This window comes from Pediococcus sp. AC40 (assembly GCF_030252485.1).
Lineage (GTDB): Bacteria > Bacillota > Bacilli > Lactobacillales > Lactobacillaceae > Pediococcus > Pediococcus acidilactici.
In genome coordinates this window covers 891040-910397 of the sequence record NZ_CP127012.1, presented here as the reverse complement: position 1 = coordinate 910397, position 19358 = coordinate 891040, and the positions used below count along the sequence as shown (strand labels likewise).

Annotated in this window: 25 protein-coding genes, 1 tRNA gene and 1 other annotated feature; of the genes, 1 reads left to right on the top strand and 25 read right to left on the bottom strand. The window is 41.0% G+C overall.

The window, feature by feature from the left end; all coding sequences use genetic code 11:
• Positions 1–191: 191 nt before the first annotated feature.
• From recN to NL111_RS04270, 25 genes are all read right to left on the bottom strand, one after another.
• Positions 192–1871 (bottom strand): DNA repair protein RecN, encoded by a 1680-nt coding sequence (recN, locus tag NL111_RS04390; protein ID WP_285110544.1) that lies wholly within the window; start codon positions 1869–1871, stop codon positions 192–194.
• 11 nt (positions 1872–1882) lie between these two features.
• Positions 1883–2341 carry an arginine repressor gene (locus NL111_RS04385; protein ID WP_002831464.1) on the bottom strand — a complete coding sequence of 153 codons (459 nt, stop codon included), beginning with the start codon at positions 2339–2341 and terminating at the stop codon, positions 1883–1885.
• An 8-nt stretch (positions 2342–2349) separates the two neighbouring features.
• Complete coding sequence (locus NL111_RS04380; protein ID WP_285110543.1) at positions 2350–3168, bottom strand: TlyA family RNA methyltransferase; 819 nt, start codon at positions 3166–3168, stop codon at positions 2350–2352.
• Between the two features lie 13 nt (positions 3169–3181).
• Positions 3182–4075 carry a polyprenyl synthetase family protein gene (locus NL111_RS04375; protein WP_235020682.1) on the bottom strand — a complete coding sequence of 298 codons (894 nt, stop codon included), beginning with the start codon at positions 4073–4075 and terminating at the stop codon, positions 3182–3184.
• Positions 4059–4295 carry an exodeoxyribonuclease VII small subunit gene (locus NL111_RS04370; protein ID WP_002831459.1) on the bottom strand — a complete coding sequence of 79 codons (237 nt, stop codon included), beginning with the start codon at positions 4293–4295 and terminating at the stop codon, positions 4059–4061. Before NL111_RS04370 ends, NL111_RS04375 begins: the two co-directional genes overlap by 17 nt.
• The gene (xseA, locus tag NL111_RS04365; protein ID WP_285110542.1) at positions 4295–5638 is read right to left on the bottom strand and encodes an exodeoxyribonuclease VII large subunit; all 1344 of its coding nucleotides are present in this window, start codon (positions 5636–5638) and stop codon (positions 4295–4297) included. The genes NL111_RS04370 and xseA overlap by 1 nt, the downstream gene beginning before the upstream one ends.
• Complete coding sequence (gene folD, locus NL111_RS04360; protein ID WP_004165709.1) at positions 5638–6489, bottom strand: bifunctional methylenetetrahydrofolate dehydrogenase/methenyltetrahydrofolate cyclohydrolase FolD; 852 nt, start codon at positions 6487–6489, stop codon at positions 5638–5640. Before folD ends, xseA begins: the two co-directional genes overlap by 1 nt.
• 119 nt (positions 6490–6608) lie before the next feature.
• Entirely contained in the window at positions 6609–7013 is a 405-nt protein-coding gene (gene nusB / locus NL111_RS04355) for a transcription antitermination factor NusB (RefSeq protein ID WP_002831455.1), read from the bottom strand.
• Positions 7010–7441: an Asp23/Gls24 family envelope stress response protein gene (locus tag NL111_RS04350; protein ID WP_002831453.1), complete on the bottom strand. Its 432-nt coding sequence runs from the start codon at positions 7439–7441 to the stop codon at positions 7010–7012. The genes nusB and NL111_RS04350 overlap by 4 nt, the downstream gene beginning before the upstream one ends.
• Positions 7442–7460: 19 nt before the next feature.
• Positions 7461–8024 (bottom strand): elongation factor P, encoded by a 564-nt coding sequence (efp, locus tag NL111_RS04345; RefSeq protein ID WP_002831452.1) that lies wholly within the window; start codon positions 8022–8024, stop codon positions 7461–7463.
• 116 nt (positions 8025–8140) lie between these two features.
• Positions 8141–8428, bottom strand: coding sequence for a 50S ribosomal protein L27 (gene rpmA, locus NL111_RS04340; protein WP_002831450.1), 288 nt, complete (start codon positions 8426–8428; stop codon positions 8141–8143).
• Positions 8429–8452: 24 nt separating this feature from the next.
• Complete coding sequence (locus NL111_RS04335) at positions 8453–8779, bottom strand: ribosomal-processing cysteine protease Prp (RefSeq protein WP_002831449.1); 327 nt, start codon at positions 8777–8779, stop codon at positions 8453–8455.
• A 22-nt stretch (positions 8780–8801) separates the two neighbouring features.
• On the bottom strand, positions 8802–9110 hold the full coding sequence (rplU, locus tag NL111_RS04330; protein ID WP_002831448.1) for a 50S ribosomal protein L21: 309 nt from the start codon (positions 9108–9110) through the stop codon (positions 8802–8804).
• 14 nt (positions 9111–9124) lie between these two features.
• Positions 9125–9191 (bottom strand) — a sequence feature (ribosomal protein L21 leader region).
• Positions 9192–9240: 49 nt separating this feature from the next.
• The gene (locus NL111_RS04325; RefSeq protein WP_002831447.1) at positions 9241–9870 is read right to left on the bottom strand and encodes a TetR/AcrR family transcriptional regulator; all 630 of its coding nucleotides are present in this window, start codon (positions 9868–9870) and stop codon (positions 9241–9243) included.
• Positions 9871–10411: 541 nt separating this feature from the next.
• Positions 10412–10924 carry a hypothetical protein gene (locus NL111_RS04320; protein WP_002831445.1) on the bottom strand — a complete coding sequence of 171 codons (513 nt, stop codon included), beginning with the start codon at positions 10922–10924 and terminating at the stop codon, positions 10412–10414.
• Positions 10925–11088: 164 nt separating this feature from the next.
• Positions 11089–11162, bottom strand: a tRNA-Arg gene (locus tag NL111_RS04315).
• 119 nt (positions 11163–11281) lie between these two features.
• On the bottom strand, positions 11282–11509 hold the full coding sequence (locus tag NL111_RS04310; RefSeq protein WP_002831444.1) for a hypothetical protein: 228 nt from the start codon (positions 11507–11509) through the stop codon (positions 11282–11284).
• 142 nt (positions 11510–11651) lie between these two features.
• Entirely contained in the window at positions 11652–12191 is a 540-nt protein-coding gene (locus NL111_RS04305; protein WP_002831443.1) for a dUTP diphosphatase, read from the bottom strand.
• Between the two features lie 13 nt (positions 12192–12204).
• Positions 12205–13137, bottom strand: a complete 933-nt coding sequence (locus tag NL111_RS04300) for a hypothetical protein (RefSeq protein ID WP_063504279.1) — start codon at positions 13135–13137, stop codon at positions 12205–12207.
• Positions 13130–14005, bottom strand: coding sequence for a hypothetical protein (locus tag NL111_RS04295; RefSeq protein ID WP_002831441.1), 876 nt, complete (start codon positions 14003–14005; stop codon positions 13130–13132). The genes NL111_RS04300 and NL111_RS04295 overlap by 8 nt, the downstream gene beginning before the upstream one ends.
• Positions 14006–14330: 325 nt before the next feature.
• On the bottom strand, positions 14331–15671 hold the full coding sequence (glnA, locus tag NL111_RS04290; protein WP_002831440.1) for a type I glutamate--ammonia ligase: 1341 nt from the start codon (positions 15669–15671) through the stop codon (positions 14331–14333).
• Between the two features lie 30 nt (positions 15672–15701).
• Complete coding sequence (locus tag NL111_RS04285) at positions 15702–16067, bottom strand: MerR family transcriptional regulator (RefSeq protein WP_002831439.1); 366 nt, start codon at positions 16065–16067, stop codon at positions 15702–15704.
• Between the two features lie 79 nt (positions 16068–16146).
• Positions 16147–17406 (bottom strand): methionine gamma-lyase family protein, encoded by a 1260-nt coding sequence (locus NL111_RS04280; RefSeq protein ID WP_128737001.1) that lies wholly within the window; start codon positions 17404–17406, stop codon positions 16147–16149.
• Positions 17403–18320: a tRNA (adenosine(37)-N6)-dimethylallyltransferase MiaA gene (miaA, locus tag NL111_RS04275; RefSeq protein WP_285110541.1), complete on the bottom strand. Its 918-nt coding sequence runs from the start codon at positions 18318–18320 to the stop codon at positions 17403–17405. Before miaA ends, NL111_RS04280 begins: the two co-directional genes overlap by 4 nt.
• 1 nt (position 18321) lies before the next feature.
• Entirely contained in the window at positions 18322–19056 is a 735-nt protein-coding gene (locus NL111_RS04270; RefSeq protein WP_285110540.1) for a glycerophosphodiester phosphodiesterase, read from the bottom strand.
• An 81-nt stretch (positions 19057–19137) separates the two neighbouring features.
• Here NL111_RS04270 and NL111_RS04265 point away from each other — a divergent pair, with 81 nt between their 5' ends.
• Positions 19138–19314, top strand: a complete 177-nt coding sequence (locus tag NL111_RS04265) for a DUF3042 family protein (protein ID WP_002831433.1) — start codon at positions 19138–19140, stop codon at positions 19312–19314.
• Positions 19315–19358 lie beyond the last annotated feature (44 nt).

Here is a 19358-nt window from a genome sequence, read left to right as displayed (position 1 = left end):
AATGCTGTGTACTTAAATCTAGACATTCAAAAATCCCTCCATGACTGTCAAATGAAATATCATAATTCATCTGACAGTCATGGAGGGATTATTACATTATGCCAAATCCAAGCATGATGATTAGTTTCTTAGTTAATGCTCAAAAATTACCAAACTTTTATCCCACGCTCACTTTTTACGTATCTTATTACTCAGGCTTGTTCGTGTTCCATCTGCAACAGCTCGCGTGCGTGCTCTAAACTCAATTCAGTTAGGTCTACCCCAGCTAACATTTTAGCGATTTCATTAACCCGCCCCTCATCATCAAGAGCGGTTAAATTAGTCATCGTCCGTCCCTTAACCACTTTTTTAGCCACGTGCAACTGGTAGTCTGCCCGGGCAGCTACTTGTGGAAGGTGGGAAATACATAATACTTGCGAGTGATTCGAAATTTCATGAATTTTATCCGCAATTGCCTGAGCTACTCGACCACTGACTCCGGTGTCAACCTCGTCAAAAATAATGCTGGTAACCCCCTCATTGCGAGCAAAAATAGTTTTCAAAGCTAACATGATCCGTGAAAGCTCCCCACCAGACGCAATTTTTGCCAATGGTTTCAAGTCTTCACCAGGATTGGGTTGGATTAAAAATTCAACGTTATCAAGTCCGTCGAGTTCCGGAACCTTTTTAGAATTGAACTGTACCTTAAACTGTGTTTTTTCCATGTACAATCCCGCCAACTGATCCCGAACTGCTTGTTCTAGTTTCAAAGCCATTTTCTGGCGTAAATTGGTTAACTGCGTACCTAATTGCTTGGTTTCTTGCAAACGTTTTTCCACTTCCACAGCCAAATCATCTAGATTTTGGCCCGCCCCAGTCATTTCTGCCAATTCATTTTCAATTCTCGATAAGTATTTCAGAATTTCAGTAATCGAATTGCCGTACTTCTTTTTTAACTGCCGGATTGTTTCTAACCGTTGTTCGACTTCATCCAGTTCAGCAGGGTTCCATTCCATCGAGTCAATCGCCGAGCGAACTCGATTAGTAACATCTTCTAAAGAATAGTAGGCATTTTGAACCTCATCGGCAATCTGCTCGTATTCTTCATCATAGTCAGCAATTCCTTGCATTTCTTGCATTACGTTTCCAATTTGGTCGGTTGCAGAAACTCCTTCTTCACTTTCCAAAACTTGAAAACTAGTTGCTAACGCATCTGAAATACTTTGAAAATTAACCAACTGATCACGCCGCTTTTCTAACTCTTCATATTCACCTTCGATAAGATTTGCAGCCTTAATTTCATCAACTTGAAACTGCAGCATATCTACCCGCTGATTCCATTCATGTTCATTTTTTAGACTTTGGTTTAAACGCCGATTTAATTTAGTGTACGCCTTAAAAGCAGCTTGGTACCGTTGCTTGGTGTCGGCTACCGCAGCGTAATCAAACTGTTCTAACAAGCGTAAATGCTTATCGCTATCCATCAATTCTTGGTGTTCATTTTGTCCGTGAATATCAATTAAAGTTTGCCCAATCTTTTTTAGACTGTTCAAATTAACGATGGTTCCGTTAACTCGACAAACGCTACGCCCCGTCTTAAGTAATTCCCTAGTAATCACGAGGTCGTTAGTCGGTTCAATTCCTAATTCTTCTAAAACCGTCTTAGTATTGGCAATTTCAGCAATATCAAAAACGCCTTGCAAGACGGCCTTATCCGTGCCAGTTCGTACAAAGTCTACGGATCCGCGACCCCCAGCTAGCAGTCCGACGGCATCAATGATAATCGATTTTCCGGCACCGGTTTCCCCAGTTAATACGGTCATCCCTTGCCGAAAACTAGCATCTAGTTTTTCGATAATTGCAAAATCCTTGATTGATAATTCCAATAACATGATAATCTCTCCTAGGTATAGGCTATCGCTTTGGTGATCCTTTTTCTTAACTGTATAGCGCGCTCATTGTCTTTGCAAACTACCAGCACTCCGTCATCATCAGCAATCACAGCAAACACAAAACTGTAGTTAACTTGCTTCAAAGTTGCCGCAACGCTGGGACCGTTCCCGGGCTTTAAATCGATGTAAACTAATTGGTCTTGTGCCTTGATCGTAATTAAAGACGTCGCTAGTAAATTAAAGAAACGCTGTTCAATTTGTGAACTATCCGTCTTTGGTAACGCATAGCGAAGACGGCCATCCACCGTGGCGACCTTAACTAGCTGCAATTCCTTTATGTCACGAGAAATTGTTGCTTGGGTAACTTGAATTCCTTGCTTTTGCAGAATTTCAACAATATCTTCTTGGCGCCCAACCTGATGATTATTGATGATTTGTTTAATGAGGGCGTGTCGTTGATTTTTACGCATTATCTCACCTACGAATTTAAATTAGAATATGCTCGATCAATTACTTCATTAATATTTACCTTCGAACTAATGCTGCCTAATTCAGCATCCGCACTAGATAGCCATGCTAAGAACTCAATATTACCTTCGCCACCCTTGATTGGCGAATAATCTAGCCCCAATACGTCGAACCCTTCCGCATTAGCCATGGTCAAAACATTCTTAAGCACTTCTTCATGCACTTTACGATCCCGGACGATTCCATGTTTACCAACCTTTTCACGCCCTGCTTCGAATTGTGGCTTGATCAAGCTAACTACCGAGCCTCCAGTTTTTAAAATCTGTTTAAGGACCGGTAAAATTAGTTTTAAGGAAATGAAGGAAACGTCAATAGAGGCAAATTCTGGTTGACCACTGGTAAAGTCTGCTAACTTACTATAGCGAAAATTAGTATTTTCCATCACTACTACTCGGGGGTCTTCCCGTAATTTCCAAACCAGCTGGTTAGTTCCTACATCAAGGGCATAACTTAATTTAGCACCATTTTGGAGTATTACATCGGTAAAACCGCCTGTAGAAGAGCCAATGTCTAAAACTACCAGTCCACTCACGTCAATGTCAAAAACATCTAGGGCCTTAGCAAGTTTTAAACCACCCCGGCTCACGTAGGGCATCGGTTTTCCCTTTAAGTGTAATTTAGTGTTCGGGTCAATTTTAACCCCTGGTTTATCCAACCGTTCTTCATTATCTCCTAGAATTTCACCAGCCATCACTGCTCGTTTGGCCTTTTCGCGGGTGTCAAATAACCCTTGCTTAACTAATAAAACATCTACTCGTTCTTTTGCCATTACCTTGTCTCCATTATTTTAAATACGCTAAAAAACCGCGAAGCAGTGAAACTTCGTAACCCCGTTCAACTAAGGGGATCAACGCCTCTTCGCATGCATTAAGAACCGTCGATAACCGTTCTTTTGCAGAATCCAGTCCTAATAAATTAACGTACGTGTTTTTATTTAGCGCTTGATCCTTACCAGCCGTTTTGCCTAGTTCAACACTACTTTCCGTTACGTCAATGATATCATCATGAATTTGGAAAGCTAAGCCAAAATTTTGTACAAACCGTAATATTGCCGTAGCCACCGTGGTTTCGCACTTAGCAATATGTAAAGCTGCTTTAGCTGGAAAAATCAACATTTGTCCCGTTTTTAATTCGTGCAATTTTTTTAATTGCTCAATTGTATAGCGTTGGTGATTGCCTTCAATGTCTTGTAGCTGCCCAGCAATCATCCCTTCTGGTCCCGCTGCCTGCGCCAAGTCACCAATCACTGTGGCTTTGACTTCAGCTGTAAACCCAGTCGCTGCTAACCATTGAAAAGCAATCGTTAATAGGGCGTCCCCCGTCAAAATTGCTTCCGCTTCCCCGAATTGTTTATGACTAGTTGGACGGCCTCGTCGAAGATCATCATTGTCCATCGCCGGTAAATCGTCGTGAATCAACGAATAGGTGTGTACGGCTTCTAACGCGACTGCGACCGTTAACACATCGGGATTGATGGGCTCTCCCAGCGCCTCTAAAATGGCTAGTAATATTAACGGACGGACGCGCTTGCCTCCAGCGTTGAACGAATACGCCATCATCCGCGCCAGCTGGGGTTGGTGTTTTTCAACCTTCTCCATCAGTTCTGCAAAATGATCGTTGATTAATGGTGTACTTCTTCGAACAAACTCGTTGAATTCTTTATTCATTAGTTTCATCTGTTTCTAAATCAAGATCACTTTCTTCACCATTGTCTTTCATCACTTTGGTAAGTGTCTTTTCAGCATTTTTCAGAGTATCTTGTAATTGTGAACTCAATTGAATTCCTTTTTGAAATTCACTCAATGCTTTTTCAAGAGGGATATCACCCTGTTCGAGGTTATTTACTACATCTTGTAATTCTTGTAAATTTTCTTCAAACGTTTTTTCTTTTTCCATTATTTTTCCTCGTTATTAATTGTTTTAATTATGGCATCAGCACTGCCGTCGCTAAAGTTCAACTTAATTGCGTCATTAACGGATAACTTTTCTACGGAATTAACCACTTGTTCGTCTTTAGTAACGTAAGTATATCCTCGACTCATAATCCGTAAGGGACTAAGGTTATCTAAAGCCGCAACTAATTTTTGCATTTGTGTTTGTGATTGGGTAAATCGCCTAGTAATTACGCTAAGCAATTGTTCCCGCAAATATCCCACCTTTTGCGTAGCTAAGTCAACCTGATTTTGCGGATTGTTTACTAACAAGCGGTGCTGTAATTTAACTAATTCTGCAGAACGGTCAGCTAAATACTGTTTCTGTGCATTACGTAACCGCTCCGTTAATTGATCAACGTTTTGTACGTAGCCTTCATAAAGTCGCTGAGGTTCTTGAAAAATATACGAATTTTCTAATTGACGCGCTTGTTGTTGCTTAATTTTCAATATATTTTTGAAAGCGTTGATAACTCTTAGCTCCGTTTTTTGTAAATCTGTCAAAACATCCGTCAAAACTGGGGTCGCCAGTTCCGCCGCCGCAGTTGGGGTTGCCGCGCGAACGTCGGCAACTAAATCAGCAATCGTCGTGTCCGTTTCGTGACCTACCGATGAAATTGTCGGGATTCGGCTTTCAAAAATTGCCCGTGCCACTACTTCTTCATTAAAGGGCCACAAATCTTCAATTGAACCTCCGCCCCGACCCAAAATGATGGTATCAAAATCGGGTAAAGTGTTAATGAATTTAATTTGGGCGGCAATATTAGGAGCAGCTTCGTCACCTTGCACCGCTACAGGAAAAAGCACTAGCTGTACAATCGGATAACGGCGCTTTACCGTAGTAATAATATCGCGAATTACCGCTCCCGAACGACTGGTCACTACCGCAATTTTTTTCGGAAATCGGGGAATTGCCTGTTTAGGGGCCTTAAATAAGCCTTCCTTATCTAGTTTAGCCTTCAACTGCTCGTAAGCTTGATATAAAGCGCCCACACCGTCCGGTTGCATTGAATCGACGTACAATTGATAACTGCCGTTTCCGGGATAGACGCTAATCCGACCGCTCACAATAACGCGCATTCCTTCTTCAGGTTGAAATTTAACCTTCGCAAAAGCCGACTTAAACATAATTACGTTAATTTTAGCCTGTTCGTCTTTAATACTAAAATATTGGTGGCCGTTAACGCGCAAACGGAAATTAGAAATTTCACCAACCACGTAAACCCGATGCAAATATGGATCAACGTCAAATTTTCGTTTGATATATTGAGTTAACGCCGAAACCGTTAAATATTGATCATTTGTCATTAAATACTCCACTTTGTCAAATCAGTTGTTTGCCTCATTAGCATGGTAATGGTCATTGGACCAACCCCTTTCGGGACCGGGGTAATAAACGAAGCTTTTGGAGATACCTCCGCAAAATCAACATCACCAGTTAATTTGCCATTTTGATCCCGGTTCATCCCTACGTCGATTACTACGGCGCCATCCTTTACTTGGTCAGCTTTGATAAAGTGCGCAATACCCGTAGCTACAACTAAAATATCGGCTTGCTTGGTTAGTTCGCTTAAATTTTTAGTATGACTATGTGCTACCGTTACCGTTGCGTTAGCGTTTAGTAACAATGCAGCCATTGGCTTACCGACGATCATGCTCCGTCCAATCACCACGGCTTTCTTACCTTCTGGATTAATGTTGTATTTATGCAGCATTTGCATAATTCCTCGGGGGGTACAAGCCACCGGGGTACAATCAGTTTTATTTTGTAAAAGCCGCCCCATATTCACCGGATGAAAACCGTCTGCATCTTTTCGCGGATCAATTGCTAACGTCACCTTAAATTCATCGATTTGTGGCGGCAGTGGCATCTGAACCAAAATTGCGTGAACCGAGGTATCGCGGTTTAAGCGGTCAATTTCTTTTAATAATGTTGCTTCCGTTACGCTACTTGGAAATTGGCAAACCGTCGATTGGATTCCAAGCTTTTCCGCCCGTCTTTTTTTATTACGAACGTAAATGTGGCTAGCTGGATCATCACCCACTAGTACCACTGCTAAATGCGGAACGATTCCCCGTTCCTTTAATTGCATAACTTCTGCCTTAGTCTGTAAGTCGATTTCAGCCGCTAAGGCTTTCCCATCAATGATTTGTCCCAAGCACAACGCCTCCAGTTTTGAATAATTACACACTTTAAATGATAACACATGACCTCATAAAATAATTTGTAAAATAAAAGAGTTACGAATGTCAGTTTCCATCCGTAACTCTACATAACCTAGTCTTTAGCAACGTTCGATAAAACACCGTTAATAAACTTACGTGCCTTTTCGTCCGTATACTTCTTAGCTAACTCAAGTGCTTCATTAATTGCTACGCTATTAGGCACTTCAGTATGTTTAATTTCATACGTACCAATTTGTAAAATCACCCGGTCAGGGTTTGCCAAACGATTTACCGTCCAACCAGCTTTAAGTTCTTTACCAATCGTTTCATTAATTGACGAAACGTTTTCTTGAACTCCAGTAACTAGATTGTCCAGAAACGGATCAGCAACGTCGGTTTCATGAAATTCTTCCAAAACTTGTTTTTTTAATTCTTCGGGATCCGCGTCCGGATTTACGCTCTGGGCAAAAATCATCTTAAAGGCGCTTTCCCGCATTTGATGTCGATTTAAACTCACTTTTGATCACCATTATTTTCTGAAAAAATATCGTTAGGGTCAATATCAGACGTGGTTTTGTCCGGAACCATTCCACTAACTACTACGTTAACTTCATCAATAACGATGCCGGTCATAAATAGTAGTTGTTGTTGAATCCGATCCTGAATCTTGGTGGCAACTTGGGGTACAGATACGCCAAAATCAAGCATCACATTGACCCTGATTACCAATCCGCGTTCATCTTCAATCAACTTAGTACCAGCGCCAACTGCGTCACGACCTAAAATGGTGTTAAAGCCCTTTGAGATATTGTTGCTAATCAAATGAACACCGTCAATTTGATCGACCGTAATTCCCGCAATGGATTCAACCACGTCAGGTGCAATCGCGATTCCGCCGCTTTTTGAACTGGAATCCTTCAATTCCAAGTATTTCGTATCTGCCATAACTATGCCTCCCAAAAAATTAAGCCCGTGAAATATAAGTTCCGTCTTGGGTGTTAATGTTGAGGGTATCTCCTTCGTTTACAAAGAAAGGTACTTGTACCACTAAACCTGTTTCCATCGTTGCTGGCTTTGAACCACCGCTTGCAGTATTACCCTTAATACTTGGCTCAGTCGATTCAACCTTCAAAGCAATGTTCTTTGGTAGTTCAACCCCTAAAGTTTCGGAACCAAAGAAGGAAATGCTTACTTCCATATTTTCAATTAAGTAGTTTTTCTCTTCTTCGAGACGTTCTTCTGGAATTTCAACTTGTTCATACGTATTGTTATCCATGAATACGTAGTTTGCCCCATCGTTATACAAGTATTGCATCTTGCGAGTTTCGATGTTAGCTTGTTCCATCTTTTCACCAGCACGGAAAGTCTTTTCTTGTACCGCGCCAGTTCTTAAGTTTTTCAACTTAGTCCGTACAAATGCACTACCTTTACCTGGCTTAACATGTTGAAATTCAACAATCCGCCAAATGTTATCTTCAACTTCGATAGTTAATCCATTATGAAAATCTGACGTTGAAATTGTGCTCATAAAAGATTCCTCCAATTATTATAAGTTCATAATATCAATCGCTCGTCTATTTAACAAGAAATTCATTAAAAAAGGCCGGAACAAGATGATTTGTCCCGACCTGAATTGCTTATCGCTTATTCAGCATCTGCTACTGGATATACAGAAACTTGACGCTTGTCGCGACCTTTACGTTCGAAACGAACGATTCCGTCTGCAAGTGCGAACAATGTATCATCGTTTCCGCGACCAACATTTACACCAGGGTAAATATGTGTTCCACGTTGACGATATAAAATCATACCAGCCTTAGCAGCTTGTCCGTCAGCACGCTTAGTTCCAAGGCGACGACCAGCTGAGTCACGACCATTGGATGTGGAACCTCCCCCTTTATGATGAGAGAAGAATTGTAAGTTCATTTCCATGGTAAATACACCTCCGAATGTAAGTTAATTCATTACTAAGTACTTGTCATAGGTTTTACTAATATCCCGTAATCCTAATTCAAAAGAAGCCAATAAGACTTGCGCCTTTTGTTCCGCTTCCCGATCCTTACTTTCAGGGACATTAACTGATAAAAATCCACCGTTATCATCATCTGAATCAACCAGTGGCATTACCGAGGCGATTTGTTCGATACTATTCACGGTATTAATAGCTAAAACAGAAACTGCGGCACAAACAATATCCTTGCCGTACTCACCAGCATCCGCGTGCCCGGTCAGCTTGAACCCGCTAATGCGGTCGGCTTCCCGATAAATCCATGCTTGTATCATCACTCTTCACCCTTCCAACTGACTAAGCGTTGATTGAATCAATCTTAACCTTTGTATATGGTTGACGATGACCCTTCTTAGTGTGTTGACCCTTCTTAGCCTTGTACTTGAAAGTAGTAATCTTCTTTTGCTTGCCTTGTTTTTCAACAGTACCTGCAACTGAAGCACCTTCAACGACTGGAGAACCAATCTTTGTTGATTCACCACCAACAAAAAGTACTTGATCAAATGTTACCTTTTCGCCTTCAGCAGCGTTTAGCTTCTCAACGTATACAGATTGTCCTTCTTCAACCTTGAGTTGCTTGCCACCAGTTTTAATAATTGCGTACACAACGTGCACCTCCTTATTCATCTCAGACTCGCCAAAGTAAGTGCCATGCTTAAAACTCACTCTGTGCGGTTGTAGCGTGGAGACCACACCAACATTAGTACTATACTTGATTATCGTTAATTAGTCAACGTTAAACCACAAAAAAATCAGTCAACTTTAAATTGTTTGCCTTGACACTTTCTTTGCTATCAAGAACTTGTTTTGCTGCGTTTGCCATGTAATGCGGCGTGTACATCATTCCTTTTTCCAACCAAACCTTGATCATTCCGACAATTCCGTTTACATAAAAGGAGCTCAATACTTCGAAGGGAAACCCGCCTAAATCAATTTCGTCATCGTAATAATCTGCGAACTTTTCAAACTCTTCCATTAAGCGTTTTTTTAACGTCTGGTTGAAACTAGGTAGTCGATCGCTTCCCATTACTACTGTGTAAGCTTGGTAATTTTCAGCTACGTGGTTAAAAATTTCAGTCAACGAAAGCACATTTGCCTGATGGGCGTTTTCGTGCTTCGTCTCTTCCACATAATCCGCGGAGTCCTTTAGGGACGGTTTTAGCAATTCTTGAATTAGGCTTTCCATAGTAAACTCAAGGAATTCTTTTTTGTCTGAAAAATGAGAGTAAAAAGCCCCCCGCGTGACCCCGGCTTCGTCACTAATTTGACGGACGTTAATGTCACTAACATCGTAAGTCTTTAATAACATTACAAACGCCTTTTCCAGTTTATTGATTGTTTTAATAATTCTTGGATCATTTTTCATAATTAAGCACCTCATAGAGTTCGCAAATTTAGTCATTCAAAAATTTGTATTGCCCTTAATATTCTATACCATACATTAATAGCGAACTTTTATCATCTACATGTTCATGATAGCTTACCAAACCCAACAAATGAACCGCTAACAGTCCGTTTTCCGTCTCCTTTTTTTCGCTTATTTTAAAAAAAGTGGCATAGTACACAAACATCTCTCACCAAAGCGGTATCAAGTTAAGTTATCCCCATAAAGATAACAATCAATAATAACGTCTTTTATTTTAGTGTAAAAAAAAGATGCTACATCGTTTAAAAATAACCAGTTGTTATACTTGACACTAATTGACCCAACTTATAAAGATATTTCTCGGTAACTAATTAATGCATTTTTCAACACTGAGATTTAAAAAAAGTGCCCCTCAAAAACTAAAATTCTTGAGAAACACTTTTGATTTTCCGCCTTTAATAGCATTAAAACGTAGATTGTCATTCCTTGGGTTTCACTTGATCCCCGAATCCCCAATCAGACAATCCCACTACATCAACACTTATTCGTTACCGCCAATCCGGTATAACTTCCGATCAGCCTGAGTATCTTTTAACATTTGTTTATAAATTTTATTTTGTTCATCCTGATGTTTAGTAACCCCATGCGGTAAAAGTTTAATTGCTTTAAGCATATTATTGCGGATCCGCTCGCTTAGATCATCGTCAAAGCCGCGCTGGTGGTCATAAGCATTTTTGACAATTCCCTTAACTCCAGTAGGCGTGTCCCCTAATAGTTGTTTGAACTGCGCTCGATCCTGTTTATTAAGGTGTCGTTGACCCTTTTTAATAAGGGTGTTCAAGGTTTTAATTACCTTCTGTTCTGATTCAGGATTCTCGGAATTAAATTTTTCCAAACCCTTTATTGAGTCTTCGATCATCGTCTTATCCGCCGAGATCTGTTTGTATTTTTCAGGTGTGACTACTACAGTCCCGTAAACCTTGTTATGTGTACAAGCTCCTAAAACGACCGTCACCATAATTAATGACAACAAAATTGCAAAAAATTTTTTCATCGTTCGTCACCCTCTAATGATTTATTTTACCTAATGATAACGGATATTTAACTTTTATTAAAGTAATTTGCGCCCTTAACTGATTTTTAAAATAAAAAAAACAACCACTATATTAGCAGTTGCTTCTTCATTCAAGGTGATTACTCATCAGCCCTTGTTCAGTATGATTCGGGTGAGACTTGAACTCACGACCGTCCGCTTAGAAGGCGGATGCTCTATCCAGCTGAGCTACCGAACCGTACCTGTTTATTATATTTAAAAAATCCCAATGTGTCAATAAACTTTCAGGCCAGATAACCTAATCTATCCAGATTAAAAGGGCGCGAAGATTCATCAAGAATCCCCTCGCCCTACACATTACTTATCACTCGTCTCAAAAACATCCCAATAGTTATCTGGTGGAGTGTCCTTAGAACTTAACTTCCAGTGCGCAGATCCCTTATGAGTAGATTCAGGATGCTCTTTCAAACATTCGAAGCGGCGATGCTTTTCATCTTCAATAATGAAAACACGTCGAAACTCATCTTTTTTACTGACGATGGTGGCATTTTCGTGCTTAAAACCATAGATATCAGTATACGTCATTACATACATCGCTTCCTTATAAACGCAAAATTCGCCAAACGTACTTCGGCCTCACGTTACCATTATTCCACAAACATAGCCTTTAGTAAAATATCTTGCTTCTTTGAAGCGCCTATACGTCTTAAACGTCGCTCCCAAATCATCAATAATTGTTTTCTTGACGTTGATAATTAATTTGGTTTTTCGCAAAATAAGCCTTTTCCAATTCCTCAGGAGTAAATCCTAAGCCTTGTATCCCAAATTTTATGAATAAGTGCCAAGCATGTTGAAAATCCGTCCCCCGATTATAAGAATACGTTGAAAACAGCATTTTCTTAATATTTAAATACATCAAAGAAAGGTCCAAATCACGCTGATCACTTTGATAATTTGCTAATTGCTCATCACCAATCACAATTAAATGGTTCCACTGGTTTAAATTAGCCATCAACAAAAAGAAATCAATGGCATCCACAAACTCGTTTAAAACGGTTTGATGAACTGATAATTCTCCGTCGCGCTTTCCGCGGTGAGTCTTCCAAACTTTAAACCATTCCGCAGCATTGGCGATTTCAGCCAATTCCACGTCCAATGAAATATACGCTTCTTGGATTCGATCCGCCAAACTGTTTTGTAAATTATGCTTAATCCGAATGTCACGGTCAAGGTTAACCGAGGCCTGTAACATTTTTGCCCAATCCATCTTATTAATCACCTTAAAGTATCATTTTTAATTTTAAATCGCCAATGTTATTAACATACCAATCATTTAAGAAGGCGTAGTCTTTCAAAACATCAAATAAAGAATATTGCTCTTCTTGATCTTGAACGCGCATCGCCCACTGATGGTCGGAGGCACTCATTTCAAAAATAGTTAGCATTACGTTAGATTTCAAACGCAAGAATGCGCCTAAAAATTCATCCGCATTGTATAAAATGTAATGGTTCTGTGCCGCAGATACAAACAATTCATCAAGAATACTACTGTCCAAACCGGTACCTTCAAAAACGTAAGTCTTTTCGTTGCGAGCATCAAACATGTTGAAGTCAACTTGGAAATTATAATCCTTTTCAAGTAGTTGGCCAAACTTGATAAAAGAAGCAACCTGTTTTTTCAACGCGGACTGCGGATCAGTTTCAGAGCCGGATAAGAAGTATAAATTATTAATGGTTTCAGTATCAAAGCTCATGGTCTGCTTTTCTAAGTCCAACCTAAAAATAATTTGGTGGCTAGTTTGTTCAACATACGCTAAGTGCTCACCATTTTTTTCAAACCGGAAAGTCTGTTCAGTACCTGGCCATTGGTGGTGCATAACCGGATGCCCACCAGCCTCAGTCATTACGGAACGAAATTGGTTCGTCAATCCGTTTAGCTCAAGCAACCGTGACATAAAAATCAGGTAGTAGTCACTAGCTGCAAACTTTTTTGGAAAGACCACCGCTGCCGTATCCACTTCAAAACTAGCTAATTGCCGAGTTGCACTCAGTAGCTCTTCTGGATCGGTAGTGGTAGTTAACACTTGCATTAACTCCGCATAGTGTTGACCCTTCTTGAGTCCTTCATTTAATTCGTCTTGAACCTTTAACATGTTCTGTTTGAATTCGTTAGTGGCTTTGGTATTGGTTTGTTGTGTTTTTTGCTTATCCATTAGACTTTACCTGCCCTTCGTCTAATAGATCCATAAGGTAGTTATGGTAAAGGTTTTGCGTTAATTCATGGAATTCTTTAAAACTCGTAAAGCTCTTCTTTAAAGCCGCCGTCTCCAATCCAAGCATGGTGTCTTCTTTGGACAATGCCAAAATTTGTTTTTGTTGTTCCCGAATCTTACTTGGAGCTTGGTTAGCAGTTTGAATTTCTTCTTCGACCTTAGCTAAGTCGTCTTTTAATTGTTGCCGCTCTTCTTTTACCTTTGCTGACTCAAATAAGCCACCCTTTTCAGCCAGGTCACTTTGTTGTTGCAGCAACTCTTCTTTTTTCTTCTCTAATTCAGCTTGGCCATCAATTAATTTTTGTAACCTAACGTTGTCAGCAGAAAGTTCAGCAATTTGGTCACCGTTTAAACTTTCGCCAGCTTCTTCAGCTTGTAACGCTTTTTCCAATTGACTCAACTTATCTTCATCCAGTGCCAATTCAATGTTTAAAGAATCGAGCGTCCCAATTTGGCGCCGGTCCCACCAATTTCCAAAGAAGACGATAAATTGCCCCTTTTCTACCTCACGATAGTAGAAAAATGGAAACTTTTGAATCAGGTAATCAATTAAATTATCACTTAGGTAATGCGCTAGTTCAGCACGTTGATCCCGAACAAGTTCAAACGGATGCTCCCCATACTTCAAATCGAAGCCCTGGTCAATTTCCTCACGATAACGTACCGGCTCTAAAAGTTGGTAAACCTGTAAATCATCATGTTGATCAATCGCTTGCGCTAAGTCGTTTATGTATTGATCCTTTACCCTTAGTTGGGAAATTAAAATCTCCCCACTAGATTGCCCGTGGTTCTTACGTTCATCTGCCATGATATCCGCTCCATTCTCTATTTCTGACTTAATGTTACAAAAAAATTTCAAATAAATAAAGCGTTTAGTCACCAAATTTAAACAAACTTCAAAAATAAGTTTTAAAACCGTTTCATACGCGAAAACAGTACCTTAACCAAAATGAAAATTGCAGTAAATAAAAAAATCGCCCGAGAATTTAAGAATTCTTAGGCGATCTTTTAGTTCATCACCGATGAAGCAAAAGCCAGAATGCTGTTTACAAATTATCTTAAAGCCTGCGATTCCGCATTGAATTTGTTCCATTAGTCAGGTATGGCAATCAAACGGTTATTTTAATTGATTTTTAGAACATTTCCAAATACTGATCCCGTTCCCATTGGGTAACTTCTTGACGATACGAAGCCCATTCTAATTTCTTAGCTTCCAAGAAACTTTGGAAAATATGGTCGCCCAGCGCCTTTCTCATCACATCGTCCTTTTCAAATTCCTTAAGAGCGTTATGCAATGTAGAAGGTAAATCTTGAATGTGTTCTTCGTGACGTTCTTGAACGTTCATCCGGTAGATGTTTCGATCAACCGAATCATCTGGTTCAATTTGGTTGCGAATTCCGTCCAGTCCCGCTTCGAGGACGGCAGCAATCGCCAAATATGGGTTAGCTGACGGATCAACGCTACGCACTTCAAAGCGTGTCGATAATCCCTTGCTGGAAGGAACTCGAATCAATGGGGAGCGGTTAGAACCTGACCAAGCCACGTAAACGGGAGCTTCATAGCCAGGTACTAAACGTTTATACGAATTAACGATGGGGTTGCAAACTGCCGTGTAACTCCGAGCATGTTTTAACAGCCCTCCTAAGAACCAGTAGGCTTTTTGGGAAAGTTGCAACTCACCTTTTTCATCATAAAAGGCGTTGCCTTCTTTATTGAAAAGCGACATGTTTAAATGCATTCCCGAACCGTTGATTCCGTCGAGTGGTTTAGGCATGAAGGTTGCGTGTAAATTATACTTCCGTGCGACAGTCTTAACCACTAACTTGAAGGTTTGAATGTTATCTGCCGCAGTTAGCGCATCGGCATACTTAAAATCGATTTCGTGTTGGCCGGGTGCCACTTCGTGATGGGAAGCTTCCACATCAAATCCCATATTTTCAAGTTCTAGCACGATATCCCGCCGACAGTTTTCTCCTAAGTCAACCGGCGCCAAGTCAAAGTAACTTCCTTGGTCATTGAGGTGCGTCGTTGGTTTACCATTTTCGTCTAACTTCAAGAGGAAGAACTCTGGTTCAGGTCCGATGTTAAAATCGGTAAACCCTTCGTCCTTCATGTCTTGGAGGGCGCGGATCAAGTTATTACGCGGATCCCCAGCAAACGGTTTACGATCGCTTGTATACACTTCGCAAATGATTCGAGCAACTTTTCCGTGTTCACTTCCCCACGGAAAGACCATCCAGGTAGAAAGGTCTGGGTACAAGTACATGTCACTTTCTTCAATCCGGACAAAGCCATCAATTGAAGAGCCGTCAAACATTAACTTATTTTCCAGCAATTTGTCTAACTGGCTAATTGGAACTTCGACGTTTTTAATCACCCCGAAGAGATCCGTGAACATTAACCGCAAAAATTGTACGTTGTTATCCTTTGCCATCTGTCGTATATCTGCTGGTGTGTAATTTTTCTTTGCCATAATTGTATGTCCGCCCCACTTATTTTTTTATTAAATTCGTTTAATTGGGAAAGTTGGGCCATCATCGTCGGTCAAGCGTCCCGTTTGCAATAATTCGTCGCGCAAAATTTTGCGCATCTGGCTATCCGAAATCGAACGTTTTCGCGCTTCGACTTGCCGAGCAAACTGCTCTTTTACTTCAGCGATGTTTAAACCGTCTGCTAGGTAATCCTTAATTTCCAGCAAACGATCCACATCGTTTAAGGAAAATAATCGTCGATTGCCTTCGCTCCGGTCCGGAAATACCAGTTGGTGTTGTTCATAATACCGAATTTGTCGCGCAGTTAGCGATGTCAGTTTCATAACTGTACCAATTGGTAAAACTGACAGTGAACGACGGAGCTCTTTTTCACTCATACCAATAACTCCTTTAATATTGAGCTTATTCTACCAATTGAAAATCTGCCCGTCAAGAATCATGTCAGGTTTTCTAACATCAACTAAAAAAAGTTGCTTCCACGGCCTTTGCAATCGCCACTTTTACGTGTGCGTAGGTTAACCCACCTTGTAAATATAACGTATATGGCGCTCGTAACGGGCCATCTGCAGAAAATTCAATGCTAGCACCCTGTACAAAGGTTCCCGCTGCCATAATCACTTTATCTTCGTAGCCGGCCATTACGGATGGTTCTGGATCAACGTAAGAATCAATTGGGGAATTCTTTTGAATTTGTTTAGCAAATTTGATCATTGGTTCTGGCTTTCCAAAATTAATGGTCTGAATCAAGTCTGTCCGCGCATCATTCCACTTTGGATCCACTTGGAGGCCACACTTTTCAAGAATGGCACTTTCAAAAATAGCACCTTTAATGGCTGCCCCAGTGACCGCTGGAGCCATGAAAAATCCTTGGAACATCCGGCGCAAGTTTTCTAAGGTCGCCCCTTCTTCTTTGCCCGATCCAACGTTAGTAAGACGGCTAGCAATTTTTTCAATGAGGTCCCTGCGCCCAACTACGTATCCACCAGTTTGCGCGATGCCGCCACCGGCATTTTTAATTAGCGATCCTACCATTACGTCAACCCCGACTTCGGTTGGCTCGATAGTTTCAGAAAATTCCCCATAACAGTTATCTACAAAGATGGTTACGTCTGGAGCAACTTTACGAACCTGTTTAACCATTGCTTCAATTTCGGTAACCGTGAAACTTGCTCGGCTATCGTATCCCCGGGAACGTTGGATGGCCACTACTTTGACATCGGGAGTCAATTTCGACCGCATTCCCTCAAAGTCAACTTTTCCGTCAGCTAACAACGGTACGTAATCAAAATCAATTTGAAAATCTTTCAACGAACCCCGGCCAGCTTCACCAGTAATTCCAATTACTTCTTGAATGGTGTCATAAGGCATTCCAGTTAAGTACAATAATTTATCATTAGGTCGCAGCATTCCAAAAAAGGTCGTACTAATTGTGTGGGTTCCCGAAACAAATTGTGGTCGGACTAAGGCATCCTCGGTCTGGAATACGTCTGCATAAACCTGGTCTAAAGCGTCCCGACCCATATCGTTATAACCGTATCCGGTAGCCCCGTTTAAATTCTCCTCAGCAACCCGTTCTTTTTGAAAAGCGTTCAAAACTTTTTGCTGATTGTAAGTCACTTGGTCATCAATTTCATTTAATTTAGGCTGAATTTGTTGTTCAACTTCGGTAATTAATTTTTGTACTTCCGGTTTATATTGGTCTTTCCAACTCTTCATTTCACTAACCACTCCTCAATTTCTTGATTAATTATTTGTTTTTCATTTGGGTTTTGAATAATATCGAACCAATTTACGTCCATCTGGTTTCGGAACCAGGTTAATTGTCGTTTAGCGTAATGTCGCGAATCTTTTTGAATTTGAGCCACCGTAGTTGAGTAAGGTTGTTCACCCGCAAAATATGCTGGCCATTCACGATAACCAATTCCCTTGACCGCCTGAGGGACCTCCGGCTGTTCGAACAACCAGCGGGCTTCAGCTTCTAAACCTTGTTCCAACATTATCTCCACCCGTTGGTTAATCCGTTCATACAGCTTTGCCCGTTCCGTATTTAACCCGATCAGGAATGCATCATAGGCTAACTCACCCCGTGATTTAGTCTGTTCAGAAAATTTTTGCCCCGTCGTTTGGTAGACTTCCAAAGCCCTGATCACCCGTCGACGATTATTTAAATCAATATTCACGTAACTTGTCGGGTCGACCTTTTTCAATTGTTGCCGGAGTGCATCGTCCTCCTGTTGATTTAATGCCGCCCGAACTTTTTCAACCTGTTGTCGATCTTCATTGGCGGTCCCCAGCTGTAAGTCGTTTAATAACGCTTGCAAATAAAACCCGGTCCCCCCCACAATAATCGGCAATCGGTTTTTTCCGTTAATTTCTTTAATTAACTGCGAAGCCGCATTTTTAAAATCGGCAGCGGTAAAATGCTCTTGAACCGTCCGCACGTTAATTAAATGGTGAGGAATTCCCTGCATTTCTTCAGGGGTAATCTTTGCCGTACCGATATCAAGTCGTTGGTATACCTGCATTGAATCACCAGAAATAATTTCACCATTCCAGCGTTTAGCCAACTCGACGGACAGGCTGGTTTTGCCAACTGCCGTAGGACCCACAATTGCTAAAACTTTTTGCATCTCATCCTCCTTGAATAGTCGCTCGGACTTGTAATGCACGGGTCGGATAATCCGTAATCACGCCTAAAAAGCCCTTTTGAAAGCAAAATTTTAAATCACTTTCCACGTTAATTGTCCAAGGACGCAAACGCCGTTTTCCTAGAAGAAAACGATGCCCCCGAACCCAAGCCATACTAGGGTGCCAATTTTGAATTACCTTGCGGTGCGTCAACTTGCGAGCCGCCTTCGCGTTAAACTTGAACAAACTAGCCATCTCTACGTCTGGCTGTAAAGTATGCATTGTAACTAATGTTTCCGGGTTAAAGCTCGAATACACTAACTCGAACGGGTAGTCGAGATCCTTAAAAAAGCTAAACACTTTTTGTTCAATTCCAGGATACTTAAATTTGTCGGTCTTCAGTTCCAGATTAAAGATTCCGGTATATCGTTCCGCAATTAGTAAGTCGACCACTTCTTGCAATGTAGGGATTTTCTCATTTTGGTACCTTCCGCTAAAGGAGCCTCCAGCGCTTAGCTGCTTTAACTCAGCTAAAGTATGGTCAAATACGCGGCCCGTTCCGTTAGTGGTGCGGTCAACAGTCTCATCATGAATGATCACCATTTCACCATCTTTAGATAAATGTACGTCCGTTTCGATTCCATCAGCACCCTCTTCAATTGCTTTTTTAAAGGCTGCTAGTGTATTTTCAGGTCGAACACCCTTACTGCCCCGGTGGGCGATTACTTGCGTTAACATAACATTCTCCTAGATCTATTTCTGGTATTTTTGGGCAATTCAGCGCATAATTAGGGTAACCTAAATAAGGAGCTGAATTACATGGGTAAATTTGTTAAGGGATTCCTTTTTGGATCCGTATCAACTCTTGGTGCCATTGCAGGTGCAGTGTACACCTTTCATAAGGTAGTCGTGGAGCCTGTCGAAGAAATCGAAAACCGTGCTGAAGAAAATCGGCGACGCGCAGAGCGTAAACGGCACGCGGCCCAAAACGGTTAATTCGTTTTAAAAACATTGCTAACCTTAAGTTGGCACCAGTATAC

What these genes read in the sequence shown, in the direction of transcription:
- recN (WP_285110544.1), bottom strand. Translation starts at nt 1,871, where the DNA reads ATGTTATTGGAATTATCAATCAAGGATTTTGCAATTATCGAAAAACTA.
- NL111_RS04385 (WP_002831464.1), bottom strand. Translation starts at nt 2,341, where the DNA reads ATGCGTAAAAATCAACGACACGCCCTCATTAAACAAATCATCAATAAT.
- NL111_RS04380 (WP_285110543.1), bottom strand. Translation starts at nt 3,168, where the DNA reads ATGGCAAAAGAACGAGTAGATGTTTTATTAGTTAAGCAAGGGTTATTT.
- NL111_RS04375 (WP_235020682.1), bottom strand. Translation starts at nt 4,075, where the DNA reads ATGAAACTAATGAATAAAGAATTCAACGAGTTTGTTCGAAGAAGTACA.
- NL111_RS04370 (WP_002831459.1), bottom strand. Translation starts at nt 4,295, where the DNA reads ATGGAAAAAGAAAAAACGTTTGAAGAAAATTTACAAGAATTACAAGAT.
- xseA (WP_285110542.1), bottom strand. Translation starts at nt 5,638, where the DNA reads ATGACAAATGATCAATATTTAACGGTTTCGGCGTTAACTCAATATATC.
- NL111_RS04350 (WP_002831453.1), bottom strand. Translation starts at nt 7,441, where the DNA reads ATGGCAGATACGAAATACTTGGAATTGAAGGATTCCAGTTCAAAAAGC.
- efp (WP_002831452.1), bottom strand. Translation starts at nt 8,024, where the DNA reads ATGAGCACAATTTCAACGTCAGATTTTCATAATGGATTAACTATCGAA.
- rpmA (WP_002831450.1), bottom strand. Translation starts at nt 8,428, where the DNA reads ATGGAAATGAACTTACAATTCTTCTCTCATCATAAAGGGGGAGGTTCC.
- NL111_RS04335 (WP_002831449.1), bottom strand. Translation starts at nt 8,779, where the DNA reads ATGATACAAGCATGGATTTATCGGGAAGCCGACCGCATTAGCGGGTTC.
- NL111_RS04325 (WP_002831447.1), bottom strand. Translation starts at nt 9,870, where the DNA reads ATGAAAAATGATCCAAGAATTATTAAAACAATCAATAAACTGGAAAAG.
- NL111_RS04320 (WP_002831445.1), bottom strand. Translation starts at nt 10,924, where the DNA reads ATGAAAAAATTTTTTGCAATTTTGTTGTCATTAATTATGGTGACGGTC.
- NL111_RS04310 (WP_002831444.1), bottom strand. Translation starts at nt 11,509, where the DNA reads ATGACGTATACTGATATCTATGGTTTTAAGCACGAAAATGCCACCATC.
- NL111_RS04305 (WP_002831443.1), bottom strand. Translation starts at nt 12,191, where the DNA reads ATGGATTGGGCAAAAATGTTACAGGCCTCGGTTAACCTTGACCGTGAC.
- NL111_RS04300 (WP_063504279.1), bottom strand. Translation starts at nt 13,137, where the DNA reads ATGGATAAGCAAAAAACACAACAAACCAATACCAAAGCCACTAACGAA.
- NL111_RS04295 (WP_002831441.1), bottom strand. Translation starts at nt 14,005, where the DNA reads ATGGCAGATGAACGTAAGAACCACGGGCAATCTAGTGGGGAGATTTTA.
- glnA (WP_002831440.1), bottom strand. Translation starts at nt 15,671, where the DNA reads ATGGCAAAGAAAAATTACACACCAGCAGATATACGACAGATGGCAAAG.
- NL111_RS04285 (WP_002831439.1), bottom strand. Translation starts at nt 16,067, where the DNA reads ATGAGTGAAAAAGAGCTCCGTCGTTCACTGTCAGTTTTACCAATTGGT.
- NL111_RS04280 (WP_128737001.1), bottom strand. Translation starts at nt 17,406, where the DNA reads ATGAAGAGTTGGAAAGACCAATATAAACCGGAAGTACAAAAATTAATT.
- miaA (WP_285110541.1), bottom strand. Translation starts at nt 18,320, where the DNA reads ATGCAAAAAGTTTTAGCAATTGTGGGTCCTACGGCAGTTGGCAAAACC.
- NL111_RS04270 (WP_285110540.1), bottom strand. Translation starts at nt 19,056, where the DNA reads ATGTTAACGCAAGTAATCGCCCACCGGGGCAGTAAGGGTGTTCGACCT.
- NL111_RS04265 (WP_002831433.1), top strand. Translation starts at nt 19,138, where the DNA reads ATGGGTAAATTTGTTAAGGGATTCCTTTTTGGATCCGTATCAACTCTT.